At 65.3% G+C, this 23,345-nt stretch carries 23 protein-coding genes; 11 read left to right on the forward strand and 12 right to left on the reverse strand.

The genetic code is table 11. The features are described 5' to 3' along the window. Positions 1-26: 26 nt before the first annotated feature. Entirely contained in the window at positions 27-644 is a 618-nt protein-coding gene (locus tag V6M39_RS07485; protein ID WP_332643175.1) for a pyridoxamine 5'-phosphate oxidase family protein, read from the forward strand. Between the two features lie 160 nt (positions 645-804). Here V6M39_RS07485 and purE read toward each other — a convergent pair whose 3' ends face one another. From purE to V6M39_RS07510, 5 genes are read right to left on the reverse strand one after another with little or no spacing between them, the layout of a single operon-like run. Continuing rightward, a complete protein-coding gene (gene purE / locus V6M39_RS07490; RefSeq protein WP_332643176.1) occupies positions 805-1,320 on the reverse strand; it encodes a 5-(carboxyamino)imidazole ribonucleotide mutase in 516 nt (171 codons plus the stop codon). A gap of 27 nt (positions 1,321-1,347) precedes the next feature. Continuing rightward, positions 1,348-2,466, reverse strand: a complete 1,119-nt coding sequence (locus V6M39_RS07495) for a 5-(carboxyamino)imidazole ribonucleotide synthase (protein WP_332643177.1) — start codon at positions 2,464-2,466, stop codon at positions 1,348-1,350. Positions 2,467-2,475: 9 nt separating this feature from the next. Next, positions 2,476-3,468, reverse strand: a complete 993-nt coding sequence (locus V6M39_RS07500; RefSeq protein WP_332643178.1) for an adenylate/guanylate cyclase domain-containing protein — start codon at positions 3,466-3,468, stop codon at positions 2,476-2,478. Beyond that, a complete protein-coding gene (locus tag V6M39_RS07505; RefSeq protein ID WP_332643179.1) occupies positions 3,455-3,967 on the reverse strand; it encodes a PH domain-containing protein in 513 nt (170 codons plus the stop codon). The genes V6M39_RS07500 and V6M39_RS07505 overlap by 14 nt, the downstream gene beginning before the upstream one ends. A 12-nt stretch (positions 3,968-3,979) precedes the next feature. After that, a complete protein-coding gene (locus tag V6M39_RS07510) occupies positions 3,980-4,789 on the reverse strand; it encodes a biotin--[acetyl-CoA-carboxylase] ligase (RefSeq protein WP_332643180.1) in 810 nt (269 codons plus the stop codon). A gap of 51 nt (positions 4,790-4,840) precedes the next feature. Here V6M39_RS07510 and V6M39_RS07515 point away from each other — a divergent pair, with 51 nt between their 5' ends. The 5 genes from V6M39_RS07515 to V6M39_RS07535 are packed head-to-tail and all read left to right on the forward strand — an operon-like array spanning position 4,841 to position 8,200. Beyond that, positions 4,841-6,451, forward strand: coding sequence for an acyl-CoA carboxylase subunit beta (locus V6M39_RS07515; RefSeq protein ID WP_332643181.1), 1,611 nt, complete (start codon positions 4,841-4,843; stop codon positions 6,449-6,451). Further along, a complete protein-coding gene (locus V6M39_RS07520) occupies positions 6,448-6,693 on the forward strand; it encodes an acyl-CoA carboxylase subunit epsilon (protein WP_332643182.1) in 246 nt (81 codons plus the stop codon). Before V6M39_RS07515 ends, V6M39_RS07520 begins: the two co-directional genes overlap by 4 nt. After that, positions 6,666-7,343 carry a hypothetical protein gene (locus V6M39_RS07525; RefSeq protein WP_332643183.1) on the forward strand — a complete coding sequence of 226 codons (678 nt, stop codon included), beginning with the start codon at positions 6,666-6,668 and terminating at the stop codon, positions 7,341-7,343. The genes V6M39_RS07520 and V6M39_RS07525 overlap by 28 nt, the downstream gene beginning before the upstream one ends. Then, a complete protein-coding gene (locus V6M39_RS07530; protein ID WP_332643184.1) occupies positions 7,340-7,933 on the forward strand; it encodes a Maf family protein in 594 nt (197 codons plus the stop codon). The genes V6M39_RS07525 and V6M39_RS07530 overlap by 4 nt, the downstream gene beginning before the upstream one ends. A 45-nt stretch (positions 7,934-7,978) precedes the next feature. Further along, positions 7,979-8,200, forward strand: a complete 222-nt coding sequence (locus V6M39_RS07535; protein ID WP_309971539.1) for a hypothetical protein — start codon at positions 7,979-7,981, stop codon at positions 8,198-8,200. 4 nt (positions 8,201-8,204) lie between these two features. Here the strand turns inward: V6M39_RS07535 and V6M39_RS07540 are convergent, their stop codons facing one another. Continuing rightward, positions 8,205-8,717, reverse strand: coding sequence for a maleylpyruvate isomerase family mycothiol-dependent enzyme (locus V6M39_RS07540; protein ID WP_332643185.1), 513 nt, complete (start codon positions 8,715-8,717; stop codon positions 8,205-8,207). A 53-nt stretch (positions 8,718-8,770) separates the two neighbouring features. Beyond that, positions 8,771-9,937: an acyl-CoA dehydrogenase family protein gene (locus V6M39_RS07545; RefSeq protein ID WP_332643186.1), complete on the reverse strand. Its 1,167-nt coding sequence runs from the start codon at positions 9,935-9,937 to the stop codon at positions 8,771-8,773. 165 nt (positions 9,938-10,102) lie between these two features. On the opposite strand from V6M39_RS07545, the gene V6M39_RS07550 reads away from it, so the two are divergent. Then, positions 10,103-11,872, forward strand: coding sequence for an acetyl/propionyl/methylcrotonyl-CoA carboxylase subunit alpha (locus tag V6M39_RS07550; RefSeq protein WP_332643187.1), 1,770 nt, complete (start codon positions 10,103-10,105; stop codon positions 11,870-11,872). Between the two features lie 119 nt (positions 11,873-11,991). Here V6M39_RS07550 and V6M39_RS07555 read toward each other — a convergent pair whose 3' ends face one another. From V6M39_RS07555 to V6M39_RS07570, 4 genes are all read right to left on the reverse strand, one after another. Then, a complete protein-coding gene (locus V6M39_RS07555) occupies positions 11,992-12,366 on the reverse strand; it encodes a hypothetical protein (RefSeq protein WP_332643188.1) in 375 nt (124 codons plus the stop codon). Further along, positions 12,363-14,156, reverse strand: coding sequence for an N-acetylmuramoyl-L-alanine amidase (locus tag V6M39_RS07560; protein ID WP_332643189.1), 1,794 nt, complete (start codon positions 14,154-14,156; stop codon positions 12,363-12,365). The genes V6M39_RS07555 and V6M39_RS07560 overlap by 4 nt, the downstream gene beginning before the upstream one ends. Before the next feature lie 35 nt (positions 14,157-14,191). Then, positions 14,192-17,068 carry a SpoIID/LytB domain-containing protein gene (locus tag V6M39_RS07565; protein WP_332643190.1) on the reverse strand — a complete coding sequence of 959 codons (2,877 nt, stop codon included), beginning with the start codon at positions 17,066-17,068 and terminating at the stop codon, positions 14,192-14,194. A gap of 132 nt (positions 17,069-17,200) precedes the next feature. Further along, positions 17,201-18,562: an NAD(P)H-quinone dehydrogenase gene (locus V6M39_RS07570; RefSeq protein ID WP_332643191.1), complete on the reverse strand. Its 1,362-nt coding sequence runs from the start codon at positions 18,560-18,562 to the stop codon at positions 17,201-17,203. Positions 18,563-18,608: 46 nt separating this feature from the next. On the opposite strand from V6M39_RS07570, the gene V6M39_RS07575 reads away from it, so the two are divergent. Together V6M39_RS07575 and V6M39_RS07580 are read left to right on the forward strand one after the other, a co-directional pair. Then, positions 18,609-19,415: a purine-nucleoside phosphorylase gene (locus tag V6M39_RS07575; RefSeq protein WP_332643192.1), complete on the forward strand. Its 807-nt coding sequence runs from the start codon at positions 18,609-18,611 to the stop codon at positions 19,413-19,415. Then, entirely contained in the window at positions 19,415-21,043 is a 1,629-nt protein-coding gene (locus V6M39_RS07580) for a phospho-sugar mutase (protein WP_332643193.1), read from the forward strand. The genes V6M39_RS07575 and V6M39_RS07580 overlap by 1 nt, the downstream gene beginning before the upstream one ends. Before the next feature lie 20 nt (positions 21,044-21,063). Here V6M39_RS07580 and V6M39_RS07585 read toward each other — a convergent pair whose 3' ends face one another. Next, positions 21,064-21,525 (reverse strand): anthrone oxygenase family protein, encoded by a 462-nt coding sequence (locus tag V6M39_RS07585; protein ID WP_332643194.1) that lies wholly within the window; start codon positions 21,523-21,525, stop codon positions 21,064-21,066. 64 nt (positions 21,526-21,589) lie between these two features. Here V6M39_RS07585 and deoC point away from each other — a divergent pair, with 64 nt between their 5' ends. Both deoC and V6M39_RS07595 read left to right on the forward strand, forming a co-directional pair. Further along, positions 21,590-22,519, forward strand: a complete 930-nt coding sequence (deoC, locus tag V6M39_RS07590; RefSeq protein ID WP_332643195.1) for a deoxyribose-phosphate aldolase — start codon at positions 21,590-21,592, stop codon at positions 22,517-22,519. A 2-nt stretch (positions 22,520-22,521) separates the two neighbouring features. Further along, positions 22,522-23,345 (forward strand): aldehyde dehydrogenase family protein (locus V6M39_RS07595; protein ID WP_332643196.1); only part of this gene is annotated, 824 nt, incomplete at its 3' end.

Consider the following 23,345-nt stretch of genomic DNA (forward strand, 5'->3'; position numbering starts at 1 on the left):
CTCGCATCGGGAGTAGCGTTCGAATCATGACGATCACGACCGAAGCCGAGCTCCGCGAGCTCCTCGGCGAGCCCATGGAGCGCGTCCTCGAGAAGGACCGCGCGTCGTTCTCTCCCGAGCACCGGGCTTGGCTCGCAGCATCGCCGTTCTGCCTGGTCGCCTCGTCGGATGCGAGCGGCCGCTGCGACGTGTCTCCCAAAGGAGACCCGGCTGGATTCGGACTGGTCGTCGACGACACGACGCTCGCAATCCCCGAGCGACCGGGCAACAAGCGCGCGGACGGGTTCGCCAACATCCTGCAGAACCCATACGTCGGACTGATCTTCTTCGTCCCCGGACGCGGAGACACACTGCGCGTCAACGGGCGGGCGAAGCTTCTCGCCGATGCGCCGTACGCCGACCAGATGATCGTGAAGGGCCACAAGCCGGTCGTGATCCTTGAGGTCGACGTCGAGCAGATCTTCTTCCACTGCTCGAAGGCATTCCTGCGATCGTCGCTCTGGAAGCCCGAAACGTGGGCCCCGGAGGCCGTGCCGAGCCGTGCTGCCATCGCCAAGAGCCTCGAGCGTCCTGACGACTCCATGGAAGAGCTCGAGGCCTACTACTCCTCAGCGACGTACGCCGAAGGGCTCTACAAGTCTTAGGGCGCGTCCGGCAACCCGCGCAGTCGATCCGGGCGTTTCCGCGCCCGGATGCCAAGGCCGAGGGCCGAAGCCATACCAGGGTCGTCTAGCGAGAACCGAGAACGCAGGCAGCCGGGATGCGGGGACGTCCGGGCGGCGGGTGGGCTTGCCGGACGCGCCCTTAGCGGAAGCCGGCCTTCTTGGCGGGCTTGCGGACCTTCTCACCCTTGGCGCGGGCCTGGTCAGCCAGATCGGCCTGGAACTCGAGCATCTTCTGCGTCAGCAGGTCGTCGCCGGTGGCGAGGATGCGTACGGCCAGCAGCCCCGCGTTGCGGGCGTTGCCGATCGACACGGTCGCCACAGGCACACCAGCGGGCATCTGCACGATCGACAACAGGGAGTCCATTCCGTCGAGATGCTTGAGCGCGACGGGTACACCGATCACCGGCAGGGGTGTGACAGCCGCCAGCATGCCTGGCAGGTGAGCTGCTCCCCCGGCGCCGGCGATGATGACTTCGATGCCGCGGCTGTGCGCGTCGCGGCCATAGGCGAGCATCTCGTCGGGCATGCGATGCGCCGATACGACATCGGCCTCGTATGCGATGCCGAACTCGCCGAGGGCAGTCGCCGCGGCTTCCATCGTCGGCCAGTCGGAGTCCGAGCCCATCACGATGCCCACACGGGGTGCGTCAGTCATGGCATCAGCGTATCGGTGACGGGAGGGCTAGCCGTCCTGCAGCAGCGAGCCCGCACGGCGAGCCTGCGCTAGGACTCCCTCGAGATCATCTCCGGTAACCGTTAGGTGGCCAACCTTGCGGCCGGGCTTCACAGCCTTGCCGTACAGATGGATGTGGGCCTCGGGCACCGCTTCGAGCACGGTCCTGACCTGCGCCTCCAGCTCCTCCACGGCACCACCCAACACGTTGTACATCACGCTCCATCGAGCCGAAGGTGTCGACGGGCCGAGTGGCAGGTCGAGCACCCCACGCAGGTGGTTCTCGAACTGGCTGGTCTCAGCACCGTCGATCGTCCAGTGGCCGGTGTTGTGCGGTCGCATGGCGAACTCGTTCACGAGCAGGCGACCGTCGCTCGTCTCGAACAGCTCGACCGCCAGCATGCCCGTGACGTCGAGCGCCTCGGCGACGTCGAACGCGATCTGCTGGGCCTGGGCGGAGAGGTCTTCGGCGAGGTCGGGCGCCGGAGCGATGACTTCCTTGCAGACACCGTTCTCCTGGCGCGACTCCACCACGACGTACGCGACACTCTCACCGGACGGCCGACGAGCCACCTGCGCGGAGATTTCGCGGCGGAAGTCGACGAGCTCCTCGGCCAGCACGGCCTCTGCCGCGAGAGCCTCGGCTGCGTCGGCCTCGCACCGTACGAGCCAGACCCCCTTGCCGTCATAGCCGCCACGCGGGGTCTTGAGCACACATGGCAGGCCGAATGCGACGACATCCTCAACCGATGCCATGACCGACCAGCGCGGCGACGGTACACCCAGCTCGCGAAGCTTCGTTCGCATCGTGATCTTGTCCTGCGCGTGGATGAGAGCACCAGGCCCGGGCCGAGGCACGTGACCCTCAGACTCGAGAGTTCGCAGGTGCTCGGGCGGTACGTGCTCGTGGTCGAACGTGACCACGCCAGAACCCTCAGCGGCGCGGCGCAGGTCGTCGATGTCGGTGTAGTCGCCGACGAAATGATCGGGGATCACCTGTGCGGCAGAGACGTCAGGGCCCTCGGCCAGCAACCGGATGTGCACGCCAAGCCCGATCGCGGCCTGCTGCATCATCCGTGCCAGCTGCCCGCCGCCGATGACGGCAAGCGACAGCGGCGAGGAGGACACGCCGAAACTCTAGTCGGTACGGAAGAAGCCGCGGCGCTCACTCACAGTGATCGGCGAGAGGTTGCCGAACCCGCGCAACGGGCGCGGCGGCAGCGTACGCATGTCGAACTCGTCATCGAGGTACAGCGCAGTGCCCTCGTCGATCAGCACCCTGTTGCTGCGGGCGACGTGCGAGAGGCGCGCCGCAAGGTTGACGGGCGGGCCGAACACATCGCCGAGTCGGCTGATCACCGATCCGGTGGCGAGGCCGACACAGATGTCGGGCAGCTCAGCGCGCGTACCGATCTGCCGCACGAGATCGAGCGCGGTGCGCGTGCCCTCGACTGCGTCGTCACAGACAAACAGCACGGCATCGCCGAGAGTCTTGATGACACGGCCGCCGTGGGCGGTGACGATGTCGGCGCAACGCGTCTCAAAGTTCTCGACCAGGGTGGCAAGCGCCGCATCGTCGAGCCCGTTCGCCAGGGACGTGAATCGTGAGAGGTCGGCGAATCCGACCGTCATGACGGTCGACAGCAGCTCCTCATCTGCAGCACCGAGCGCCTCGATCCGCGCGGCCGCCGCGGCCAGGTGGCGACGCCATACGTAAAGGATGAGCTCCTCGAAACCGGGGGCGGCATTGGTCGCCAGCTCAATCGCCGCTTCGAGCCGGCTGCCCGACTTGCCGCCTTCGACATCGTGCTCAACCTGTTCGACCAGCGTCGACACCTGCCAGTCAGCGAGTCGAGACATCGTGTGGCCGAGGGCGCGAGTCATGCGGAACGCCGTCAGCTCATCGAGCACGCCATGCTCGATCGAGGCCGCGACGATCGACACAGCGCGTACGTCAGCGGCGCCGTACGCGATGCTGTCCCCCGTGTCGGGGAAGCCGAGTGCGCGCCACAGACGTTTGCCAGCGTCGAGGGTGAGACCGCCCTTCTCGACGACCTCAGCGCTCGTCAGATCGAGCTCGCCACCCAGGATCTGGCTGACGAGCTGATCGCGCAGCTCAGACCGATTCATCTCTCGCCGACTTGTCGTGCTGCTCGAAGACGAGGTTGGACACGGTCCGATGGAATGCCTCGATGTGCGGGATGTCCGTGAGCTTCAAGCCCGTCTGCTCGCTGGCATCGTGGATGATCAGCGTTCCGCAGCCGAGGATGCGGTCGTTGAGGTTCTTCTCGAAGGCGACATCGTTGATGCGGCTGAGTGGGATGACCCGACCCGTACGTGTCAGCAGGCCCTTCTGCTCGACGATCCGCTTGTTGGTCAGCGTGTAGGTCCAGGCGAGCCACTTGGCGAATGGAAGCAACGTCCCGAAGAAGACCAGGACGAGCGCGATGCCGACCAGGATCCAGCGCACTGTGGCGTTGACGTCACCGTCGACCCTGGCCTGCACGAACCCTTCGAGCAGGGCAACGAGCAGCAGGATCACGAAAGGGACGAACAGCACCTTGATGTGTGTACGAGTCGTCGCGACCGTGTGTTCGCCGTCGACCATGAGCTTGCGGGGAAGAGCCATGGGGCGATTTTGTCACGTCGCTGGTCGGACATGGGTGATATCGCCTGCGCTGATGGCCTGGCCATCGACCACGAGGCGCCCCAGCTCGTCAATCGCAGTCGCCTCACCCTCCAGCGATGTGTCATTCGGGAGGGCGACGCGTACGCGGGTGCCGATCGTGACGCAGCGACGCTCGTACGAGTCTCGGATGCCGGCAGCCGGATTGCCGTCGGCTTCCTTCCACGCCCGATAGAGCGCCTCGAGGTTGCGAAGAAGTGCTCGGAGAACGATCGTGCGATCAGTCTCGGTCGCACTCTCGAGCAGGAGCGAGGTGGCCGTGTCGACGGGCAGCTCGTCTTCGCGCAGCGTGACGTTGAGGCCCACGCCGATGATCGCCGCCGCACCCTGCGGGGTGTCAACGCGTTCGAGCAGGATGCCAGCCAGCTTGCGGTTGTCGACCAGTACGTCATTGGGCCACTTGAGTCCGCAGTCGACGCCGAACTCGCGCACCGTGGCATCGACGGCCAGACCGACCAGCAATGGCAGCCACACCCATCGGGCCGCCGGGATCTCGTCAGGGCGCAACAACACTGACACCGCGATGCCTGATCCGGCAGGCGACTCCCACGTACGGTCAAGACGACCGCGGCCTGCAACCTGGAGATCGGTGGTGTGCACCGTTCCCTCAGGTGCCCCGGCCCGCGCAGCAGCAGCGACATCGGCGTTCGTGCTGCCGGTCTGCTCGGTGATCACGATGTCGGTCCAGAACCGTCCGGGACCTGTCACGGCTGTACGCAGTGCGCCGGCATCGAGCGGCGGCCGGTCGAGGTCGTCAAAGGGCATGAGAACAGACTCACATATCCCTCAACGGCCCGACTCGTTACGCTGTGGCCCGTGACCAAGGCAAATAACCCCAATCCCGACGTGCTCGAAGAGCACCCCGAGCTGCACACCACAGCAGGCAAGCTCGCCGACTTCGAACGCCGACAGGACGAGCTCCTCAACGAGCTCGCCAACCGCGCCGCCGAGAAGCAGCACGCCAAGGGACGAGGCAGCGCCCGCGAGCGCATCCACCAGCTGCTGGACGAGGGATCGTTCGTCGAGCTCGACGCGTTCGCCCGTCACCGGAGCACCGCATTCGGCCTCGAGAAGAACCGTCCGCTCGGCGATGGTGTCATCACGGGTTACGGCACGATCGACGGCCGCCAGGTCTGCGTGTTCAGCCAGGACTTCTCGATCTTCGGCGGGTCTCTCGGTCAGGTCTACGGCGAGAAGATCACCAAGGTCATGGACCTCGCGATCAAGTCCGGCTGCCCGATCATCGGCATCAACGAAGGCGCCGGCGCTCGTATCCAGGAGGGCGTCGTCTCGCTCGGCCTCTACGGCGAGATCTTCAAGCGCAACGTGCACGCTTCGGGCGTCATCCCCCAGATCTCGCTGATCATGGGCACCAACGCTGGCGGCCACGTCTACTCTCCCGCCGTCACCGACTTCGTCGTGATGGTCGACAAGACGTCCAACATGTTCATCACCGGCCCCGACATCATCAAGACGGTCACCGGCGAGGACGTCACGATGGAAGACCTGGGTGGCGCCCGCACGCACAACACCAAGAGCGGCAATGCCCACTACATGGGTGCCGATGAAGAAGACGCCATCGAGTACGTCAAGGCGCTCATCTCCTACCTCCCGCAGAACAACATGGAAGAGCCGGAGCCGTACGACACGGTCGCCGACCTCGAGCCGACCGACGTTGATCTCGCGCTCGACACGCTGATCCCTGACTCGGCCAACCAGCCGTACGACATGCACACCGTGATTGAGTCGATCGTCGACGACGGTGACTTCCTCGAGGTCATGCCGTTGTTCGCCCCCAACATCGTGATCGGCTATGGCCGCGTCGAAGGTCGCAGTGTCGGCATCGTCGCCAACCAGCCGATGCAGTTCGCCGGCTGCCTCGACATCGACGCATCCGAGAAGGCTGCCCGATTCGTACGCACCTGCGACGCGTTCAACATCCCCGTCCTGACCTTCGTGGATGTGCCCGGCTTCCTGCCCGGCACGGACCAGGAATGGAACGGCATCATCCGTCGCGGCGCCAAGCTGATCTACGCGTACGCCGAGGCCACCGTCCCGCTGGTCACTGTCATCACCCGCAAGGCGTATGGCGGTGCCTACGACGTCATGGGCTCCAAGCACCTCGGCGCTGACGTCAACATCGCCTGGCCCTCCGCCCAGATCGCCGTCGTCGGCGCATCCGGTGCCGTCGGCATCCTCTACCGCAAGGAAATCGCAGCGGCGGACGACCCGGAAGCCAAGCGTGCCGAGCTGATGACCGAGTACGAGGACACGCTCTGCAACCCCTACCTCGCCGCCGAGCGCGGATACATCGACTCCGTGATCGCGCCGTCGCAGACCCGCGCCGAGGTCGTCAAGGCTCTCCGCCTGCTCAAGACCAAGCGCGAGACCCTGCCGCCCAAGAAGCACGGAAACATCCCGCTGTGACCGAGCCCGTTGAGGCGACACCAGTCGCGAAGCCTGTTCTTCGGGTCGTCAAGGGTGACCTGACGCCCGAGGAGCTTGCGGCACTCGTTGCCGTCATCGCGGCTCGCAATGCTGCCGCTGCTCACGCTGCCTCTCGTACGAAGACGGCTCCGCGCTCGCAGTGGGGCCACCCAGCGCGCGTGGCCCGCACTCCGCACCGCTTTGGCCCTGGCCAGTGGCGCAGCTCGGCGTTCGGCGGCTGACCGTGCCGCTGCGCCCGCTGGCTGAGTTCTCGGCCGCCGACTGGTTCGGTGACGTCGGCGATCTGGGTCCTGCCGGGTTCGAGTCGTATGCCCGCGTGCTCCATCCATGGCGCGAAGGCGCTGACGGCACTGAGCGCATAGACGGCCACCTACCGGAGGACGAGCTGGCTGCCCTGTGCGACGTTCTCGGGCGCCACACCTCCACTGCTGAGCACTGCTTCTTCGCGTTGTGGGATGGCTACGGCGAGATCTATGGCGGCGAATCGGTCGCGTTCCTGACCACGTTCGCTGGTCCCGCACCGTGGCCGGGCCGACTGTTCGGCAAGCCGAAGCCCAAAGAGCCTCCGCCTCCCGCCTTCGCCGCAGCGGTGCTCGACGGACCGCGACTGGTTGTCGGATCACGTGACTACCTGCTGTTCGCCGGACCCCTCGCTCACGCCGGGTTGTGGGGCGCGGCGGCGTACGGCGTCGGCGTGCCTCGCGACCTCAACAGTCCCAACCTGTTCTGGCCTGACGACCACACCTGGTTCGTCACGACCGACATCGAAGGATCGTGGAGCGGCGTCGGTGGATCAGAAGCGCTCATCACCGACCTTCTCGCTGAACCAAGACTTGAAGTCGTCCGCGCTCGTCACGAGGTGGCCCAATGAGAGTTGTCCTCGCCTCTGCTTCGCCGGCACGTCTTGCGCTGCTGCGCTCGGCAGGAATCCACCCCGACGTCATCGTCTCGGGCGTCAACGAAGACCAGATCACCACGACTGATGCGGCCAACCTCGCGGCTGCGCTTGCCCAGCTCAAGTGCCGCGCCGTTGCACCGCAGGTCGACCCGGACACGCTGGTCATCGGCTGCGACTCAGTGCTCGCCTTCGAGGGCGAGATCTTCGGCAAGCCCGCCGGACCGGTCGAAGCAGCCGGTCGTTGGCGTCGGATGCGCGGCAAGAGTGGGGTGCTCCATACCGGCCACTGCGTACGCCGCGGCGCTGAGGAGTTTGTCGAGACGGCGTCCACGATCGTGCACTTCGCCGATATCAGCGACGCCGAGATCGATGCCTACGTCGCCACCGGCGAGCCGATGAACGTTGCCGGTGCATTCACGATCGACGGCCTCGGCGGAGCGTTCGTCACCGGCGTCGAGGGCGATCACCACAACGTGATCGGTCTGTCCCTGCCCCTGCTCCGAGAGCTGGTCGGCGATCTCGGAATCGCCTGGCCTGAGCTCTGGCAGCGTCCGACTCCCTGAGCCAGTTGGCATTTGTTCACCGAAAAGTGGGACAATGGTCAAACGATGGCAACCTCACCGCGGCGACGCCGCTACCACGCATCCAGTCCCTTCCAGGCAGGCCCGGAGGTTGTGGCGGAGGTGTACGAAGTAGGCGCTCGCGTCTCTCATGACACCTACGGTCTCGGCCGCATCGTCAGCATGCAGGGCACTACCTCGGTTCAGGTCGACTTCGGCGATGGCGCGAAGCACATCCCGCTCCCCTGCGCCAAGATGACCAACCTGTGACAGTTCAGTCCTGAACTGATCGGCCCGCGAACGCTGCAATGCGCTCGTAGGTGTTGGCGCCCTCCGGAGCAGCCTGCTCGGGGGCGAACGCGTCACCTCTGTTGTCGTCGGTGAGCGATTTCGTCATGAACGCGTAGCCGGCTTCAGCGACAGCGGGCTCAAGCTCGTTGGTGTCGCGGCCCAGCGCTGTCGCGAGGTCCCATGTGTGGACCGCCAACTCGGAGACGACCATGCCTTCGGGTGCTTCAGTGCCTGCGTCGAACGCCGCAACGATGTCGTCGGCAGCCTGACGAAGCACCGACCCAGGATTGTCATGGTGCGTCGCCAGCGAGCTCCAGTCAGGCTTGCCACCCTGCGCCATGACCGCCATCTGTGCCGCGCTGTTGGTCAGGTGATTGGCAAGATCACGCACATTCCATTGGGAGCATGGAGTCGGCAGATCGAGCTGGTCAGCCGAGATGCTGTCGACGAGGGCGACGGCCTGGTCGAGGCCTGTTGCAAGGGTGGATGGGCTCATACCCGCCAGTTAACCCGCGCCGTCTGACAACTGCCACCGCTACGAATGACTGGTCATTCGACGGGGAGACCCAGCCCGCGCGCAATGAGCATCCGCTGGACCTCTGAGGTGCCTTCGCCGATCTCGAGGATCTTGGCGTCGCGATAGAACCGGGCGACTGGGTACTCCTCCATGAAGCCGTAGCCACCGAACACCTGCGTCGCAACACGAGTGGCCGTGACAGCCGACTCCGAGGTGTAGAGCTTCGCGATCGAGGCGGCCCGACGGAACTCCTTGCCGTCAGCTCCAGCGTCCTTCATGGCGGCTGCCTGATAAACGAGCGCGCGACCGGCCTGTGCCATCACGGAGAGGTCAGCGACCTGGAAGGCCACACCCTGCTTGGCTCCGATCGGCACGCCGAAGGTCGTGCGCTCCCCCGCGTACTGCACGCAAAGCTCGAGGCAGGCCTGGATGCAGCCGACTGCGAGAGCGGCGATCGCCACGCGACCGTCGTCGAGGGTGGCGAGGAACTGGGCGTAGCCACGGCCGCGCTGACCCAGCAGGTGATCAGCGGGTACGCGTGCGTCGACGAAAGACAAGGGATGTGTGTCAGAGATGTGCCAGCCGAGCTTGTCGTACGCGGGCTCGACGACGAAGCCCGGCGTGCCCGAGGGAACAATGATCGTCGAGAGCTCCGGACGTCCGTCCTCGCGGGTTCCCGTACGCGCGGTCACGGTGACCAGCGACGTGATGTCCGTGCCCGAGTTTGTGATGAACTGCTTCGCGCCGTTGATGACCCATTCGTCGCCATCCAGTTCGGCCTTGGTCTTGGTCGCGCCGGCATCGGAGCCGGCTCCGGGCTCGGTGAGGCCGAACCCTGCGAGCGCCTGCCCAGTCACCAGGTCGGGGAGCCACTTCTCCTTCTGCTCCGGGGTGCCAAACGTCAGGATCGGGTTGATGCCGAGACCGACTGCGCCCTCGAGGGTGATGCCGATCGACTGGTCGACGCGGCCGAGCTCCTCGATCGCGACACAAAGGCTGGTGAAGTCGCCGTCAGCCCCGCCGTACTCCTCGGGTGAGGTCAGGCCGAACAGTCCGAGATTGCCCATCTTCTGGATCAGATCGACGGGGAAATGATGGTCCTTGTCCCACTTCGCAACGTGCGGAGCGATCTCCGCCTCAGCGAACTCACGGACGATCCCGCGGAAGGTCTCGTGTTCCTTGGACAAGGCAAAGTTCATACGTCGATGTTAACAACCGTTAACCAAACTGCACAATCTCGCCGGCACCCCATCACCACGAGTCGCCGAAACCGTACGTCCGGGTAACCAACCTCATACTCAGCCCACAGCTCGGAACCCCTAGACTCACGAGGCAGCCCTGTCCCGTGTCGAGGAGAGCATTTCGTGAGCAAGCCCCTGTCCAAGGTCCTGATCGCCAACCGCGGCGAAATCGCCGTTCGCGTGATTCGCGCCTGCAAGGACTCCGGCATCGGAAGCGTCGCCGTCTACGCCGAGGCCGATCGTGACTCAGTCTTCGTACGCCTCGCCGACGAGGCCTACTCCCTCGAGGGCTCCACGCCTGCCGAGTCCTACCTCTCGATCGAGAAGATCCTCGCCATCGCCGAACGCTCCGGCGCCGACAGCGTGCACCCCGGCTACGGGTTCCTCGCCGAGAATGCCGAGTTCGCCCAGGCCGTCATCGACGCCGGGCTGATCTGGATTGGTCCTCCCCCGCACGCGATCGAGAACCTCGGTGACAAGGCCAAGGCCAAGCAGCTCGCCCTGAAGGCCAACGCACCACTCGCGCCGGGCACCAAGGACGCTGTCCAGGACGCCGACGAAGTCGTCGCGTTCGCCAAGGAGAACGGCCTGCCGGTCGCCATCAAGGCAGTGTTCGGCGGTGGCGGTCGTGGACTCAAGGTCGCCCGCACGATCGAAGAGATCCCCGAGCTGTTCGAGTCAGCAGTACGCGAGGCTGTCAGCGCCTTCGGCCGCGGCGAGTGCCTGGTCGAGAAGTTCCTCGACAAGCCCCGTCACGTCGAGACCCAGTGCCTCGCCGACAGCCACGGCAACGTCGTCGTGATCTCGACCCGCGACTGCTCGCTGCAGCGTCGTCACCAGAAGCTCGTCGAGGAGGCACCTGCGCCGTTCCTGACCGATGACCAGATCGAGCGCCTCTACTCGTCCTCCAAGGCGATCCTCAAGGAAGCCGGATATGTCGGCGCCGGTACGTGTGAGTTCCTCGTCGCGGCCGATGGCACGATCAGCTTCCTCGAGGTCAACACCCGTCTCCAGGTCGAGCACCCCGTCTCCGAAGAGGTCACCGGAATCGACCTCGTACGCGAGATGTTCCGCATCGCGGCCGGCGAAGAGCTCGGCTACGACGATCCCGAGATCCGCGGCCACTCGATGGAGTTCCGCATCAACGCCGAAGACGGAGGCCGCGGCTTCCTCCCGGCTCCCGGCACACTGACCAAGTGGGCTCCCCCGTCGGGCCCCGGCGTACGACTCGACGGCGGATACGAAGAGGGCGAGACGATCCCCGGATCGTTCGACTCCCTCGTTGCCAAGCTGATCATCACCGGTACGTCGCGCGAGCAGGTTCTGCAGCGTTCACGCCGCGCGCTCGACGAGTTCGTCGTCGACGGCATGCCGACCGTGATCCCGTTCCACCGCTCGGTCGTCGACGATCCGGCATTCGCTGCTCCTGACGGCAAGTTCACGGTCTACACGACCTGGATCGAGACCGACTACGTCAACGAGCTCGAGCCGTACGGTGGCGACACCGAAACAGGCGACGAGCCCGCTGAGCGCGAGCGCGTTGTCGTCGAGGTCGGCGGCAAGCGAGTCGAAGTCGTTCTCCCCGGCGGACTCGGCGCTACAGCCGCTGCTGCCGGTCCCAAGAAGCCCAAGCGCAAGGGTGGCAAGGCCGCCGGTGCTGCCGCCAGCGGCGACTCGCTCACCGCTCCAATGCAGGGCACCGTCGTCAAGATCGCCGTCGAGGAAGGTCAGACCGTTGCTGCCGGCGATCAGATCGTGGTCGTCGAGGCCATGAAGATGGAGCAGCCCATCAACGCACACCGCGACGGTGTCGTGACGGGACTCTCGATCGAGGTCGGCGCCACGGTCACATCCGGTCAGGTCATCGCCGAGATCAAGGACGCTGCGGAGTAGTCCAAGACGCTGCGCGACGGTTACTTAGCGTCGTCGGCTCACCTGGGCTTCGCGCCTGGCGGCTTCGCGGCGCGGACGCTCCCGGTCGCTTCGCTCCCTAGCCCTCCCGCACGCGCTCGCTACGCTCGCGGTGCGGGAGCCTTCTTGTCGACTTCGCCGTAGGCGATTCCGGCTGCCCAGACGATAAGGACCACACCGATCCAGGTGCCCCAGCCGTCGATGTAGAACCCGGACTCGGGGACGACCAGCTCCGTCAGCAACAGCACCAGCGCGGTCAGCACCAGGCCGCCAGCGATCGTGTAACCGCGAGCGAATCGGTTGACGGTGCCGATGACAATCTCGCGCAATGTCACGGTCAACAGCGTCACCAACACAGCGGCAACGACGAACCAGCCGAACCGTATGTTGAACCGATCGAAGAGCCACGCGGCGAACGCCAACGAGGCGGCATTCGCGGTCAACGAGATCGCAATCGACTTGAGCAGCGCTGTCATGCAGAGATCATCCCAGACCTGCGTAACCACAGGACTGGGAAGGCCTGCGAAACGGGCTCGACGCCCTCTTCGCTGGCACTGGGTGTCGGCTCCGCCGTTTCAGGCGCCAACTGACTTGGCGCGCCTTCTGCCGGTGCGCTCAGAGCCACAACCGGCTCGGCGGTGCCGTTCTGCGTGATGGTGCCGTGCTCGAACGTAACCGTCTTGGTCGTGCCGCTCACCACGACGCCCGACTTCGGAACGCCAAGCTGGCCGCTGGGACCACCCACGCTGGCGGACACGTACTTCGTATAGATGTCGCCGTAGAGCCCGTAGGTTCCGGTCGCAGTCTGGTAGATCGCGCCGTTCTGGAAAGGTTGAACGCTCAGGCCCGAGATCGATGAAGCCGCCATGTTTGCCATCGGGAATCCGAGCACGCCGTTCTGCATGCCGAGCTTCTCGTGGACCGTCTTCGCGGCTCCCGCGACGACGAAGGCGCTCGCGCTGGGGGCGAGCCAGAAGATGTTCATCCTGCTGAACATCGTGCGACGACGTGTGTCGCCGCCGATCTCGCCTTGCTTGACCGAACCAGTCACCGATCCGGTGAGACCGTCAAGGCTCTGCGCGGCGGTCTTGATCTTGGACTGGTAGTTCGAAATGTAGGACGAGACGCGGTCACGCATGCCGCCCGAGGCGAGGAGCCACGAGTAGCCGTACTTGCCGGGGCAGGCGGTGCTCACCACGTTGCGGTGGCCGGAGATTCGCTGAAGTGTCTTGCTGCCGATGCTCACGGAGCCCTTGGCGGGCTTGTAGTAGGTCGCGAGGCGCCAGCCAGCAAGCTTGACCGCCGAGGTCTTCATGGCTGACGTGGGCCTGGCCTTGTCGAGGTTGCCCATCAACGCGATGCCCATGGTCCGTTCGTTGACGGTGTTGTTGCCCGAATGCGATCCGCGCACGGGCTTGTCTACGCCGCCAAAACGGCCCTCAAAGATCTGGCCATACTTGTCCACGAGGAAGTTGTAGGCGATGTCGCACCAACCACGTCCGGACTGATGGAACTTCTGGATGCCCTTGACGATCGATGCGGACTGGCTCTTGGAATAGGAGTTGGTGCCCGCCGTATGGTGCAGGTTGACGCCGAGTGTCGTGTCGCCGTACGTGTCGTAGCCGTCCTCGTCGCAGCCATTGGCTGCTCGTGCATTCCAGGACGAACGCGACCTGATCGTGGGCTTCGGGGTAAATGTCTGACCATCAGCCACCGAGACGACCGAAGACGTGCTGCTCGACGAGTAGAACGCCGGAACGTCCGCGGAGGCTGGGGCGTCGACATCGCCCGGATCAACCGTGATCACCTTGACGCCAGTCGGCGATGCGCCGCTCGCGGTCGTGACTCGCGCGCGAACCTCGTCGGCGTTCTCGACCCACCACGGCTCGGTTCCACCGCGCCCGGCTTCGCCGCCATCGTTGTCGACTTCGAGAGGCACCCAGGCCGACCAGCCCTCGGCCGAACGCACCCGAACTTCAACCGTCACGTCGAGATCGTTTTCGGTTCGGTCCCAAGTCACGCCGAGGAGGGCGAACTTCTTCGTCTTGGTCGGTGCCAGCTCGGCGACCAAACCATCTGAGGTCCGAACCGGCGCAGGAACGGCGATCGAACGACTCTTGGCCGGCGATGGCGTGGCCTCAGGACTCTTTGGCGCGGGGCTCGAATGCCCGGGCGCAGCCTGAGGCGAGGTGGAACCGGACTGACATCCAGACACGACCAAGCCCGCCAGGATGACCGACAGAACGAGCTTTCCCCCGAGATGCATGGGGCCATCGTACGTGAGCCGTGGAGTCAGTCCAGCTAGAAGCGGAACCAATTCGACTTGAGGCCCAACAACGTACGAGCGGTGTTTCCGGAGATCGTGATGGTCTTCTGCGAGCCCACCAGGTCCAGACTGACAACTCGTCCGTTCCAATCGCCGAACCCATTGCGCTTCGTGACTGTGAGCGACTTGAGTGTGCCGAGAGACGGATGCGCCTTCTCGATCGTGGAGGCGGAGACCGTCTTGGTCCACAGGTGGTTGGCGTTGCCCGACCAGTCATCGTGCGGGTCTGGTACCGCCTTGAGGTACGGCTGGCTGCCGGCGGCGGTGTATCCGCCCGATGAGGACGAGAACTGCGTGAACGCGGGCGTGCCCTCGTACGTCAGGATCTTCGACCTCGTCGCCGCGATCGCTGCGTCCGTGGCCTCGGTCTCGACCGCATAGCCGCGATAGACCTGGCAGCTCGTGGTGTCACACAGGTCGTAGTAGCGCGACCGCACTATGCTGCGAACGCCATACGTACGCGCCGCGACGGATTGCGCCTTGAGCGCTTCGGGGTGCCAGGAGGACGGCATCTCGGCGGCGACGACACCACGGACGTACGACTCGATCGGAAGAACATTCAGGGTGTTGCGATCGCTCGATCCGGCAGTCGGCGAGGCGGACCGCAACGCGCCACGATATTTGACGTCGCTACCGCCGGGCAGGATGAGCCGGATCGCAGACGCCTCAAACTGTGCCTCGCCGGTCCAGACCATCTTGTTGTACGTGATCCATGACCCAGTCGTCATGTACTTCAAGGTCGACTTGGTCTTGTCGGACGACAGCGGCACGATCATCCATCGCGTGACTGCAGCGCCGCCAATCGTCGACGGAAGTGACACCGGCGTGCCGTCCCATCCCTTGCGGAAGGTCAGCGCAGAGCGAGCGCGGATCATGACCGAGGCCGTTGTGTCCTTGGTGATCAGCACCCGGATGTTGCCGGTCTTTGTGCCGAGGGCTGTTCCGGGGTAGTAGGTCGACAGAATCGAGGCGAACTTCTCGCCAGCCTTTGCGGCACCCTGAGCGCCGTGCTGGCTCATCCCGATGCCGTGACCGTAACCGTGGCCGGTGACCGTGAACTGTCTCGTAGACGGGACGGTCACCGTGTTGCGGGTGGTTGTGCTCGTCGTGCCGCCTTCAGTGGTGGCGCTCGGATGCGGAGCCTGGCTGTAGTCGCCGATCCGGGTCCCCAGCACCGGGTCCACCGCGACGACGCTGGCGTAGTACTTCGTGCCGGACTTCAAGCCCGACACCGTTCCTTCGCTCGCCGTGAATCGCCCGTAGATGGGAGATGACATCGTCGACGACGTCGACACCTTCACGTGGTACTTCTCGGCACCCGCCAGGTCATCCCAGTTCAGGGAAAGCGAGGACGTCGACGCCGAGGAGATCGCGAGATTCTCGGGTGTTGCGGCGGGGTACGTCTCGGCCGTCGGGTGAGGAGCCGCGGTGTACGAGCTGAGCCGCACGTTCTTCACGGGATCGACCACGACAACGCTGAAGTAGTACCTCGTGCCGGGCTTGAGGCCAGTCACGGTGCCCTTGCTCACGTCGAATTTGGCAAACACCGGCGATGACATCGTCGACGACGTCGACACCTTCACGTGATAGCGCTCCGCTCCCTCGACGTAGTTCCAGTCGAGGGCGACGCTCGTCATGGTGCGACCTGTGACGGCAAGCCCGGTAGGTGTCGGCAACGTCGTGGACGAACCGCCAGCAGCGATCGTGTCTGCGACCTGTGTTCGCAGACCGGTCGAGCTGGTGGAGGTCAGCCACGAGTAGACCGTGGCACCTGGGCATGCTGTGCTGACGACATCACGGTGGCCGGCGATGCGGTTGAGTGTCTTTCCACCCAGCGAGTACGTGCCCTTTGCCGGGACGCCGTGAAGGGCAAGCTTCCACGCCGTGAGGCGCACGACGGCGCTCTTCATCGCCGTCGTGGGAGCGGCCGTGGTGAACGTACCCATCAGCGAGATGCCGGTTGTCTGTTCGTTGACCGAGCCGTTGCCCGAGTGGGCTCCGCGGACGACCTTGTCGATCCCGCCTCGGCGTCCCTCGAAGATCTGGCCGTAGCGGTCGACCAGGAAGTTGTAGGCGATGTCGCACCAGTCGCGACTGTTCATGTGATACGCCTGCGTTGCCTTCACGACTGCCGCCGACCGGTCCGCCGGTTCTGTGTTGCTGCCTGCCGTGTGGTGAATCACTGCTCCACGCAGTGACGATCCGTAAATGGGACTGTCACACGATCCGCTGTTGCTGGCACCCCATGCTGCGCGCGAAATGATCGTCGGTTGTGCAACGGCGGCAACCGTCCGCAGCGCCGCAGACGTCGGCATCTTGCCTGGGTCGATCGTGGCGAGCTCAAGTCCTCGTGGAGCAGCGTCAGATGTCGAAAGGACGCGTACGGCTGCTGCGTCGGCGCTGCCGACCCAGTAGGGCTCGGTTCCAGGCGTGCCCTCGTTCGATGGCTCAACATGAAGCTCGGTCCAATCAGACCATCCGTCGTCGCCGCGCCAACGCACTTCGACGGCGGTGTCAGCGTCGACCAAGCCTTCACGCCAGGTGACGCCCAGCAGCGAGAACTTCGCCACCTTGGTCGGAGGGAGCTGTGCGACCACCGTGTCGGCAGCGGCGGGGGCGTCGTCTTCCTCAGCTTGGTCTTCGCTCGTGCGGGGCGGAGCCGGCTCACGCTCCGCCTTTGGCGTCACGGGAACCGCTCGGTCACGGACCACGGCGGGCGTGCCTTCGCTCACCTGCTCGTCGGTCTGCGCATCGCTTGCGCGACTGATGCCGTGCGCAACCATCAGGGTTGCGAGCACGGCAAAGACAGACAGTGGGACCAGGCCACGGAACAGCAGGCGCCTGAGTGTCATGAAGACAATCCATTCAGGTGGATGAGCGAGCGGGGAAGGCTCTCACTAACCACTGAATTACACACGACTTTCGTCACATTAGCCACATGTGTCACATAACTACATGCCTGTAATTTCAGGCAGTGTCGACGGTCAGGGAGCGCCGTGAAGGCGCCGAGCGGCCTCAGCGACCGAGCCAGAGAGCGACGGATAGATCGTGAAAGCGTCGGCAACCTGGTCGACCGTGAGGGACGCCGACACCGCCAGGGAGATGACGTGGATCAGCTCGCTGGCCTTCGGGCCGACGACCACACCACCGACAACGATGCCCATCCCCCGGCGGGCGAAGATCTTGACGAAGCCATCATGAACGCCCTGCATCTTGGCGCGAGCGTTGGACGCGAGCGGAAGAGTTGCCGCGACGACCTGCATGTCAGATTCGTCGACCTGTTTCTGCGACAGCCCGACCGTCGCGATCTCGGGCGAGGTGAACACGTTGCTCGACACCTTGCCAAGGTCGAGCGGGTGAACGGCGTCGCCCAGCAGGTGCGACATGGCGATTCGCCCCTGCTGCGCAGCAACCGACGCGAGCATCAGGACGCCGGTGCAGTCGCCGGCAGCGTAGACCCCGCGTACCGATGTGCGGGAGACCTTGTCGACCTCGATGAAGCCGCCCTCGTTCAACTCGACGCCGACCGCGGCGAGCCCGAGGTCGTTGGTGTTGGGGATCGAGCCGAGCGCCAGGAGACAGTGCGAGCCGTCGACCGTACGTCCGTCAGTCAGGGTCACGCGGACTCCGTCGTCCGTGCGTTCGACCTTCTCCATGCGGGAGTTGCCGAGGACTGTCATCCCGCGTCGCTTGAAGACGTCTTCGATGACGGTGGCGGCATCGGCGTCCTCACCGGGCAGTACCCGATCGCGGCTCGACACGAGAGTGACGGTGGCGCCGAGACCGTTGTAGGCGCTGGCGAACTCGGCTCCTGTCACGCCTGAGCCGACGACGATCATGTGCTCGGGAAGCTTCTGCAGCGCGTAGATCTGCTCCCAGGTCAGGATCCGCTCGCCATCCGGCTGTGCATCTGGGCTGACGCGTGGGTGAGCACCCGTTGCCACCAGGATCGCGTCTGTGTCGATGCGCAGCGTGCCGTCGACGACGACCAGGTGCGCCGACTCGATCGTCGCGGTTCCCGAGATGAGCTTCACGCCACTGGCGACAAGCCGATCAGCGATGTCGGCGGACTGAGCCTGTGCCAGCGCCAGCACGCGGTTGTCAACGGCGGCGAGATCGGCGCGTACGGCGTTGGGCACCTCGATGCCGAGCTCGGCTGCGCCGCTGACGTCAGTCAGCAGGTCTGACGTGGCGATGAGCGTCTTGCTGGGGACGCAGTCCGTGAGCACGGTTGAACCACCCAGACCATCGCGCTCGATCAGCGTCACATCGGCGCCAAGACGCGAGGCGACGAGAGCCGCCTCGTAGCCACCGGGGCCGCCACCAATGATCGTCACATGCGTCACGACACCATCCTCCCATTGAGATGGGCGAGCGGATAACGTACGGCAGGTGAGCACCTCCGACATCACCTCCCAAGAACGTGCCCAGCAGGCCGCCGACGCCATCAGAGATCGCACGGGTGGAGCCCAGCACGACACAGCACTCGTCATGGGATCGGGCTGGCTCCCTGCCGCTGACGCTTTGGGCAAGCCGGAGTTCGAGATCCCCGTTGCCGAGCTACCCGGATTCAGCGCTCCGGCTGTGGTCGGCCACGGAGGCACGATTCGCTCGCTCGCGCTTGGAGACAAGCGCCTGCTGATCTTCCTGGGTCGTACGCATTTCTACGAGGGACGCGGCGTCGCCTCTGTGGTGCACGGCGTACGTACGGCCGCGGCGGCCGGCGTGAAGACAATGGTGCTCACCAATGGCTGCGGTGGCCTCAACCCGAACTGGGTGCCCGGCACGCCGGTGCTCATCAAGGACCACATCAACCTGACGGCGACCTCACCGATCGAGGGTGCACACTTCGTCGACCTGACCGACCTCTACTCCCCGCGCCTGCGCGCGATGTTCCAGGAAGTCGACCCGACGCTCGACGAGGGCGTCTACGTCCAGTTCCCCGGGCCCCACTACGAGACGCCGGCCGAGATCAACATGGTGCGCGCGATCGGCGGCGACCTGGTCGGCATGTCCACGGTGCTCGAGGCGATTGCTGCCCGCGAGGCCGGTATGGAGGTCCTCGGACTCTCGCTGGTCACCAACCTCGCGGCCGGAATCTCCGGCGAGCCGCTCAACCATGAAGAAGTGCTCGAAGCGGGCAAGACTGCGGCGTCACGAATGGGTACGTTGCTCGCCGACGTGCTGCCGAGGATCTGATGGGTGTCGTCGAGCAGGCTCTCGAATGGCTGAGCCAGGATCCCGATCCCGTCACCCGAGACGAGCTCCAGGCTCTGATCGACGCCAACGACACCGCTGAGCTCGAGGACCGGTTCTCCGGCCGCCTGCAGTTCGGTACGGCCGGCCTGCGCGGTGCGCTCGGTGCAGGTCCCAACCGGATGAACCGGGTGATCGTCGCTCAGGCCGCGGCGGGACTGGCCGCCTACCTCGTCGAGCGCGAGGCCAAGCCGTCCGTTGTGGTCGGCTACGACGCCCGCTACAACTCCGACATCTTTGCCCGAGACACCGCGGAGATCATGGAAGCCGCGGGCGTCCACGCGTACTTGCTGCCGACTCACCTGCCGACGCCCGTGCTGGCGTTCGCGATCCGTCACCTCGGGTGCAGCTCCGGCGTGATGGTCACCGCCTCGCACAACCCACCCCAGGACAACGGCTACAAGGTCTACCTCGCCGACTCGAGCCAGATCGTGCCGCCCGAAGACACCGACATCTCGAACGCGATCGACCGAGTCGCGCGGGTGGATGAACTGCCACGCAGCGAGGCATACGAGCTGCTGGGTCCGGAGGTCGCCGAGGCGTACATCGAGGCCGTCGTCGCGCTGCCGGACGAGGGACCCCGCGACATCGTCGCCGTCTACACCCCGATGCATGGTGTCGGTCGTGACACGCTCGTCGAGACCGTCGCGCGTGCTGGCTTCCCGCCACTGCACGTCGTACGGCAGCAGGGTGACCCGGATCCTGACTTCCCGACCGTGGCGTTCCCCAATCCCGAAGAGCCGGGCGCGATGGACCTGTCGCTCAAGCTCGCCTCGGAGGTCGGCGCCGACATCATCGTGGCCAACGACCCCGATGCCGATCGCTGTGCTGTTGGCGTGCGAGACGGCGAGTCCTACCGAATGCTCAGCGGCGACCAGGTCGGCGCTCTTCTCGCCGACTTTCTGCTACGTCGGGGCGTGACCGGTACATACGCCTCGTCGATCGTGTCTTCCGATCTGCTGGGCCGGATCTGCGGGGCGTACGACCAGCCGTGGCAACAGACGCTGACGGGGTTCAAGTGGATCGGCAAGATCCCGGATCTCGCGTACGGCTATGAAGAAGCGCTCGGCTACTCCGTCGCCCCCGACATCGCCCGTGACAAGGACGGCGTCTCGGCGATCATCACGGTGCTCGAGCTGGCTGCCGGACTCAAAGCCGAAGGCAGGACGCTCATCGACCGCCTCGATGACATCTACCGAGATCACGGGCTGCACGCGACCACGCAGCTGTCCGTACGCGTCGAGGACCTCTCGATCATTGCCAACGCGATGGACACGCTGCGTACGACACCGCCGACCACCCTCGGCGGCCAGAACGTGACAGCGGTCGACGATCTCGCCGACGGCTACAACGGTCTGCCGCCGACGGACGGCATCCGGCTCCAGCTCGACGGCGGGCTGGTGTTCAATTCTGGGCGGATCATCTGTCGGCCGTCGGGCACCGAACCCAAGCTCAAGTGCTACCTCGAGATCGTCGTGCCGGTCGACGACTCGATCGAGGCCGCACGTACGACCGCTGATGCCGCGCTGGCCGCGATCAAGTCCGACCTCGCGGCTGCTCTGAATCTCTAGAGCCCTCCCGCGCTGGGCGTCTAGGACTTGACCGCTGCCACCACCAGGCACACGAATGCCGCGACGGTGAGCACCGATCGCACGTGGTTCCACCTGACCCACCGAGCCTCGAACGACTCACGCAGCGAAGCCGAGCTGCCGGTCCCCGACTCGAGTGCGTCATTGAGCGGCACATTGACCGCGCCCGTGACGACGAAACCTCCGACGACATACGCGGCAAGGCCCGCGATGATCCACGGGCGTGCCGGGTCATCCCATCCGGCGATGAGCGCGGCGACCGACGCAATGAAGGATCCGACGAACACGAGAGCGAACACCGGATTGATGATCGCGATGTTGATGCCGCGCATCGCCGAGACAAGCGCGTCGTCCTCGCTGCGGCGCAGCCCGGGCATCACGGCATAGGAAAAGGTCGCGAAGAGTCCCGCTGACAGACCCGTGAGGGAGGTCGCGGCCACAAGGAGGACGGTCGACGTCGTCATGCATCCAGTCAACCATCCACGCGCGACGTTTCCGGCTCGCGCCACTTGCAACTAACCTTGACGAGTGACTGCGACTGCATCCCTGCGCAAGACCCTCGACGGCCTTCCCGGCGTCGATCAGGTTGGCGTGGAAGCGCGCGCTGCCGGCCTCGGTACCCGCTCGATCAAGACCACCTCCAAGGCGTGGGCTATCGACCTCGCCATCTCAATGGTCGACCTGACGACGCTCGAAGGATCTGACACTCCGGGCAAGGTTCGGGCACTGGCCAACAAGGCGATGCGACCCGATCCGACCGATCCCACCTGCCCCGCCGCCGCTGCCGTTTGCGTCTATCCCGACATGGTCGCGATCGCCAAGGAAGCACTCGGCGATTCCGGACTCAACGTCGCCAGCGTCGCGACCGCTTTCCCATCCGGCCGAGCAGCTCTCGACATCAAGCTCGCCGACACCCGCGACGCCGTCGAGGCCGGTGCTGACGAGATCGACATGGTCATCGACCGTGGCGCATTCCTCGCAGGCAACTACGGCCTCGTGTACGACGAGATCGTGGCGACCCGGGAAGCCTGTGTCCGGCCCGACGGGTCACACGCACACCTCAAGGTGATCTTCGAGACCGGCGAGCTGCAGACGTATGACAACGTCCGCAAGGCCTCGTGGCTGGCGATGCAGGCAGGCGCCGATTTCATCAAGACCAGCACCGGCAAGGTGCAGCCCGCCGCGACACTCCCCGTCACGCTGGTGATGCTCGAAGCCGTGCGCGACTTCCGCGCCGAGACCGGCCGCCAGGTCGGCGTGAAGCCTGCCGGCGGCATCCGTACGTCGAAGGACGCGATCAAGTACCTCGTGATGGTCAACGAGATCGTCGGTGAGGACTGGCTCGATCCCGACTGGTTCCGGTTCGGCGCCTCCACCCTGTTGAACGACCTGCTCATGCAACGCCAGAAGCTGGCCACCGGCCACTACTCCGGCCCCGACTACGTCACCCTGGACTGAACATGGCTGCCAAGAAGAAGAGTTTCGAGTACGCACCGGCTCCCGAGTCGCGGGCGATCGTCGACATCAAGAGCTCCTACGGGCTGTTCATCAACGGCGAGTTCGTCGACGGCAAGGGCGGATCGTTCAAGTCGATCAGCCCGTCGTCGGAAGAGGTGCTCGCGGAGATCACCGAGGCCACAGCCTCCGACGTCGACCTCGCGGTCAAGGCAGCCCGCAAGGCATACGAGACCGTCTGGTCCAAGCTGCCCGGCAGCGAACGCGCCAAGTACCTCTACCGCATCGCTCGCATCATGGCCGAGCGCTCGCGTGAGTTCGCAGTCCTCGAGTCACTCGACAACGGCAAGCCGATCAAGGAGTCGCGCGACGTAGACCTGCCGCTCGTCTCGCAGTGGTTCTTCTACTACGCCGGCTGGGCTGACAAGCTCGGCTACGCAGGACTCGGACCCGATCCGAAGGCGCTCGGCGTCGCGGGTCAGGTGATCCCGTGGAACTTCCCGATCATGATGCTGGCCTGGAAGATCGCGCCGGCACTCGCGGCCGGCAACACGGTCGTCCTCAAGCCTGCCGAGACCACTCCCCTGACTGCGCTGCTGTTCGCCGAGGTGTGCCAACAGGCTGATCTGCCGCCCGGTGTCGTCAACATCATCACGGGTGCAGGCGCTACGGGCGAAGCCCTCGTCACCCACCCGGACGTCGACAAGGTCGCGTTCACCGGCTCGACAGCCGTCGGCAAGGCCATCGCACGCTCGGTCGCCGGCACCGACAAGAAGGTGACCCTCGAGCTCGGCGGCAAGGCCGCCAACATCGTCTTCGACGATGCTCC

This window comes from Aeromicrobium sp. (assembly GCF_036675695.1).
Classification (GTDB): domain Bacteria; phylum Actinomycetota; class Actinomycetes; order Propionibacteriales; family Nocardioidaceae; genus Aeromicrobium.

Excerpts from the sequence above, each read along its gene's own strand:
- V6M39_RS07545 (WP_332643186.1), bottom strand. The coding sequence starts at position 9,937 with ATGAACTTTGCCTTGTCCAAGGAACACGAGACCTTCCGCGGGATCGTC.
- V6M39_RS07540 (WP_332643185.1), bottom strand. The coding sequence starts at position 8,717 with ATGAGCCCATCCACCCTTGCAACAGGCCTCGACCAGGCCGTCGCCCTC.
- V6M39_RS07485 (WP_332643175.1), top strand. The coding sequence starts at position 27 with ATGACGATCACGACCGAAGCCGAGCTCCGCGAGCTCCTCGGCGAGCCC.
- V6M39_RS07505 (WP_332643179.1), bottom strand. The coding sequence starts at position 3,967 with ATGGCTCTTCCCCGCAAGCTCATGGTCGACGGCGAACACACGGTCGCG.
- V6M39_RS07510 (WP_332643180.1), bottom strand. The coding sequence starts at position 4,789 with ATGCCCTTTGACGACCTCGACCGGCCGCCGCTCGATGCCGGCGCACTG.
- purE (WP_332643176.1), bottom strand. The coding sequence starts at position 1,320 with ATGACTGACGCACCCCGTGTGGGCATCGTGATGGGCTCGGACTCCGAC.
- V6M39_RS07560 (WP_332643189.1), bottom strand. The coding sequence starts at position 14,156 with ATGCATCTCGGGGGAAAGCTCGTTCTGTCGGTCATCCTGGCGGGCTTG.
- V6M39_RS07585 (WP_332643194.1), bottom strand. The coding sequence starts at position 21,525 with ATGACGACGTCGACCGTCCTCCTTGTGGCCGCGACCTCCCTCACGGGT.
- V6M39_RS07580 (WP_332643193.1), top strand. The coding sequence starts at position 19,415 with ATGGGTGTCGTCGAGCAGGCTCTCGAATGGCTGAGCCAGGATCCCGAT.
- V6M39_RS07565 (WP_332643190.1), bottom strand. The coding sequence starts at position 17,068 with ATGACACTCAGGCGCCTGCTGTTCCGTGGCCTGGTCCCACTGTCTGTC.
- V6M39_RS07500 (WP_332643178.1), bottom strand. The coding sequence starts at position 3,468 with ATGAATCGGTCTGAGCTGCGCGATCAGCTCGTCAGCCAGATCCTGGGT.
- V6M39_RS07530 (WP_332643184.1), top strand. The coding sequence starts at position 7,340 with ATGAGAGTTGTCCTCGCCTCTGCTTCGCCGGCACGTCTTGCGCTGCTG.
- V6M39_RS07535 (WP_309971539.1), top strand. The coding sequence starts at position 7,979 with ATGGCAACCTCACCGCGGCGACGCCGCTACCACGCATCCAGTCCCTTC.
- V6M39_RS07555 (WP_332643188.1), bottom strand. The coding sequence starts at position 12,366 with ATGACAGCGCTGCTCAAGTCGATTGCGATCTCGTTGACCGCGAATGCC.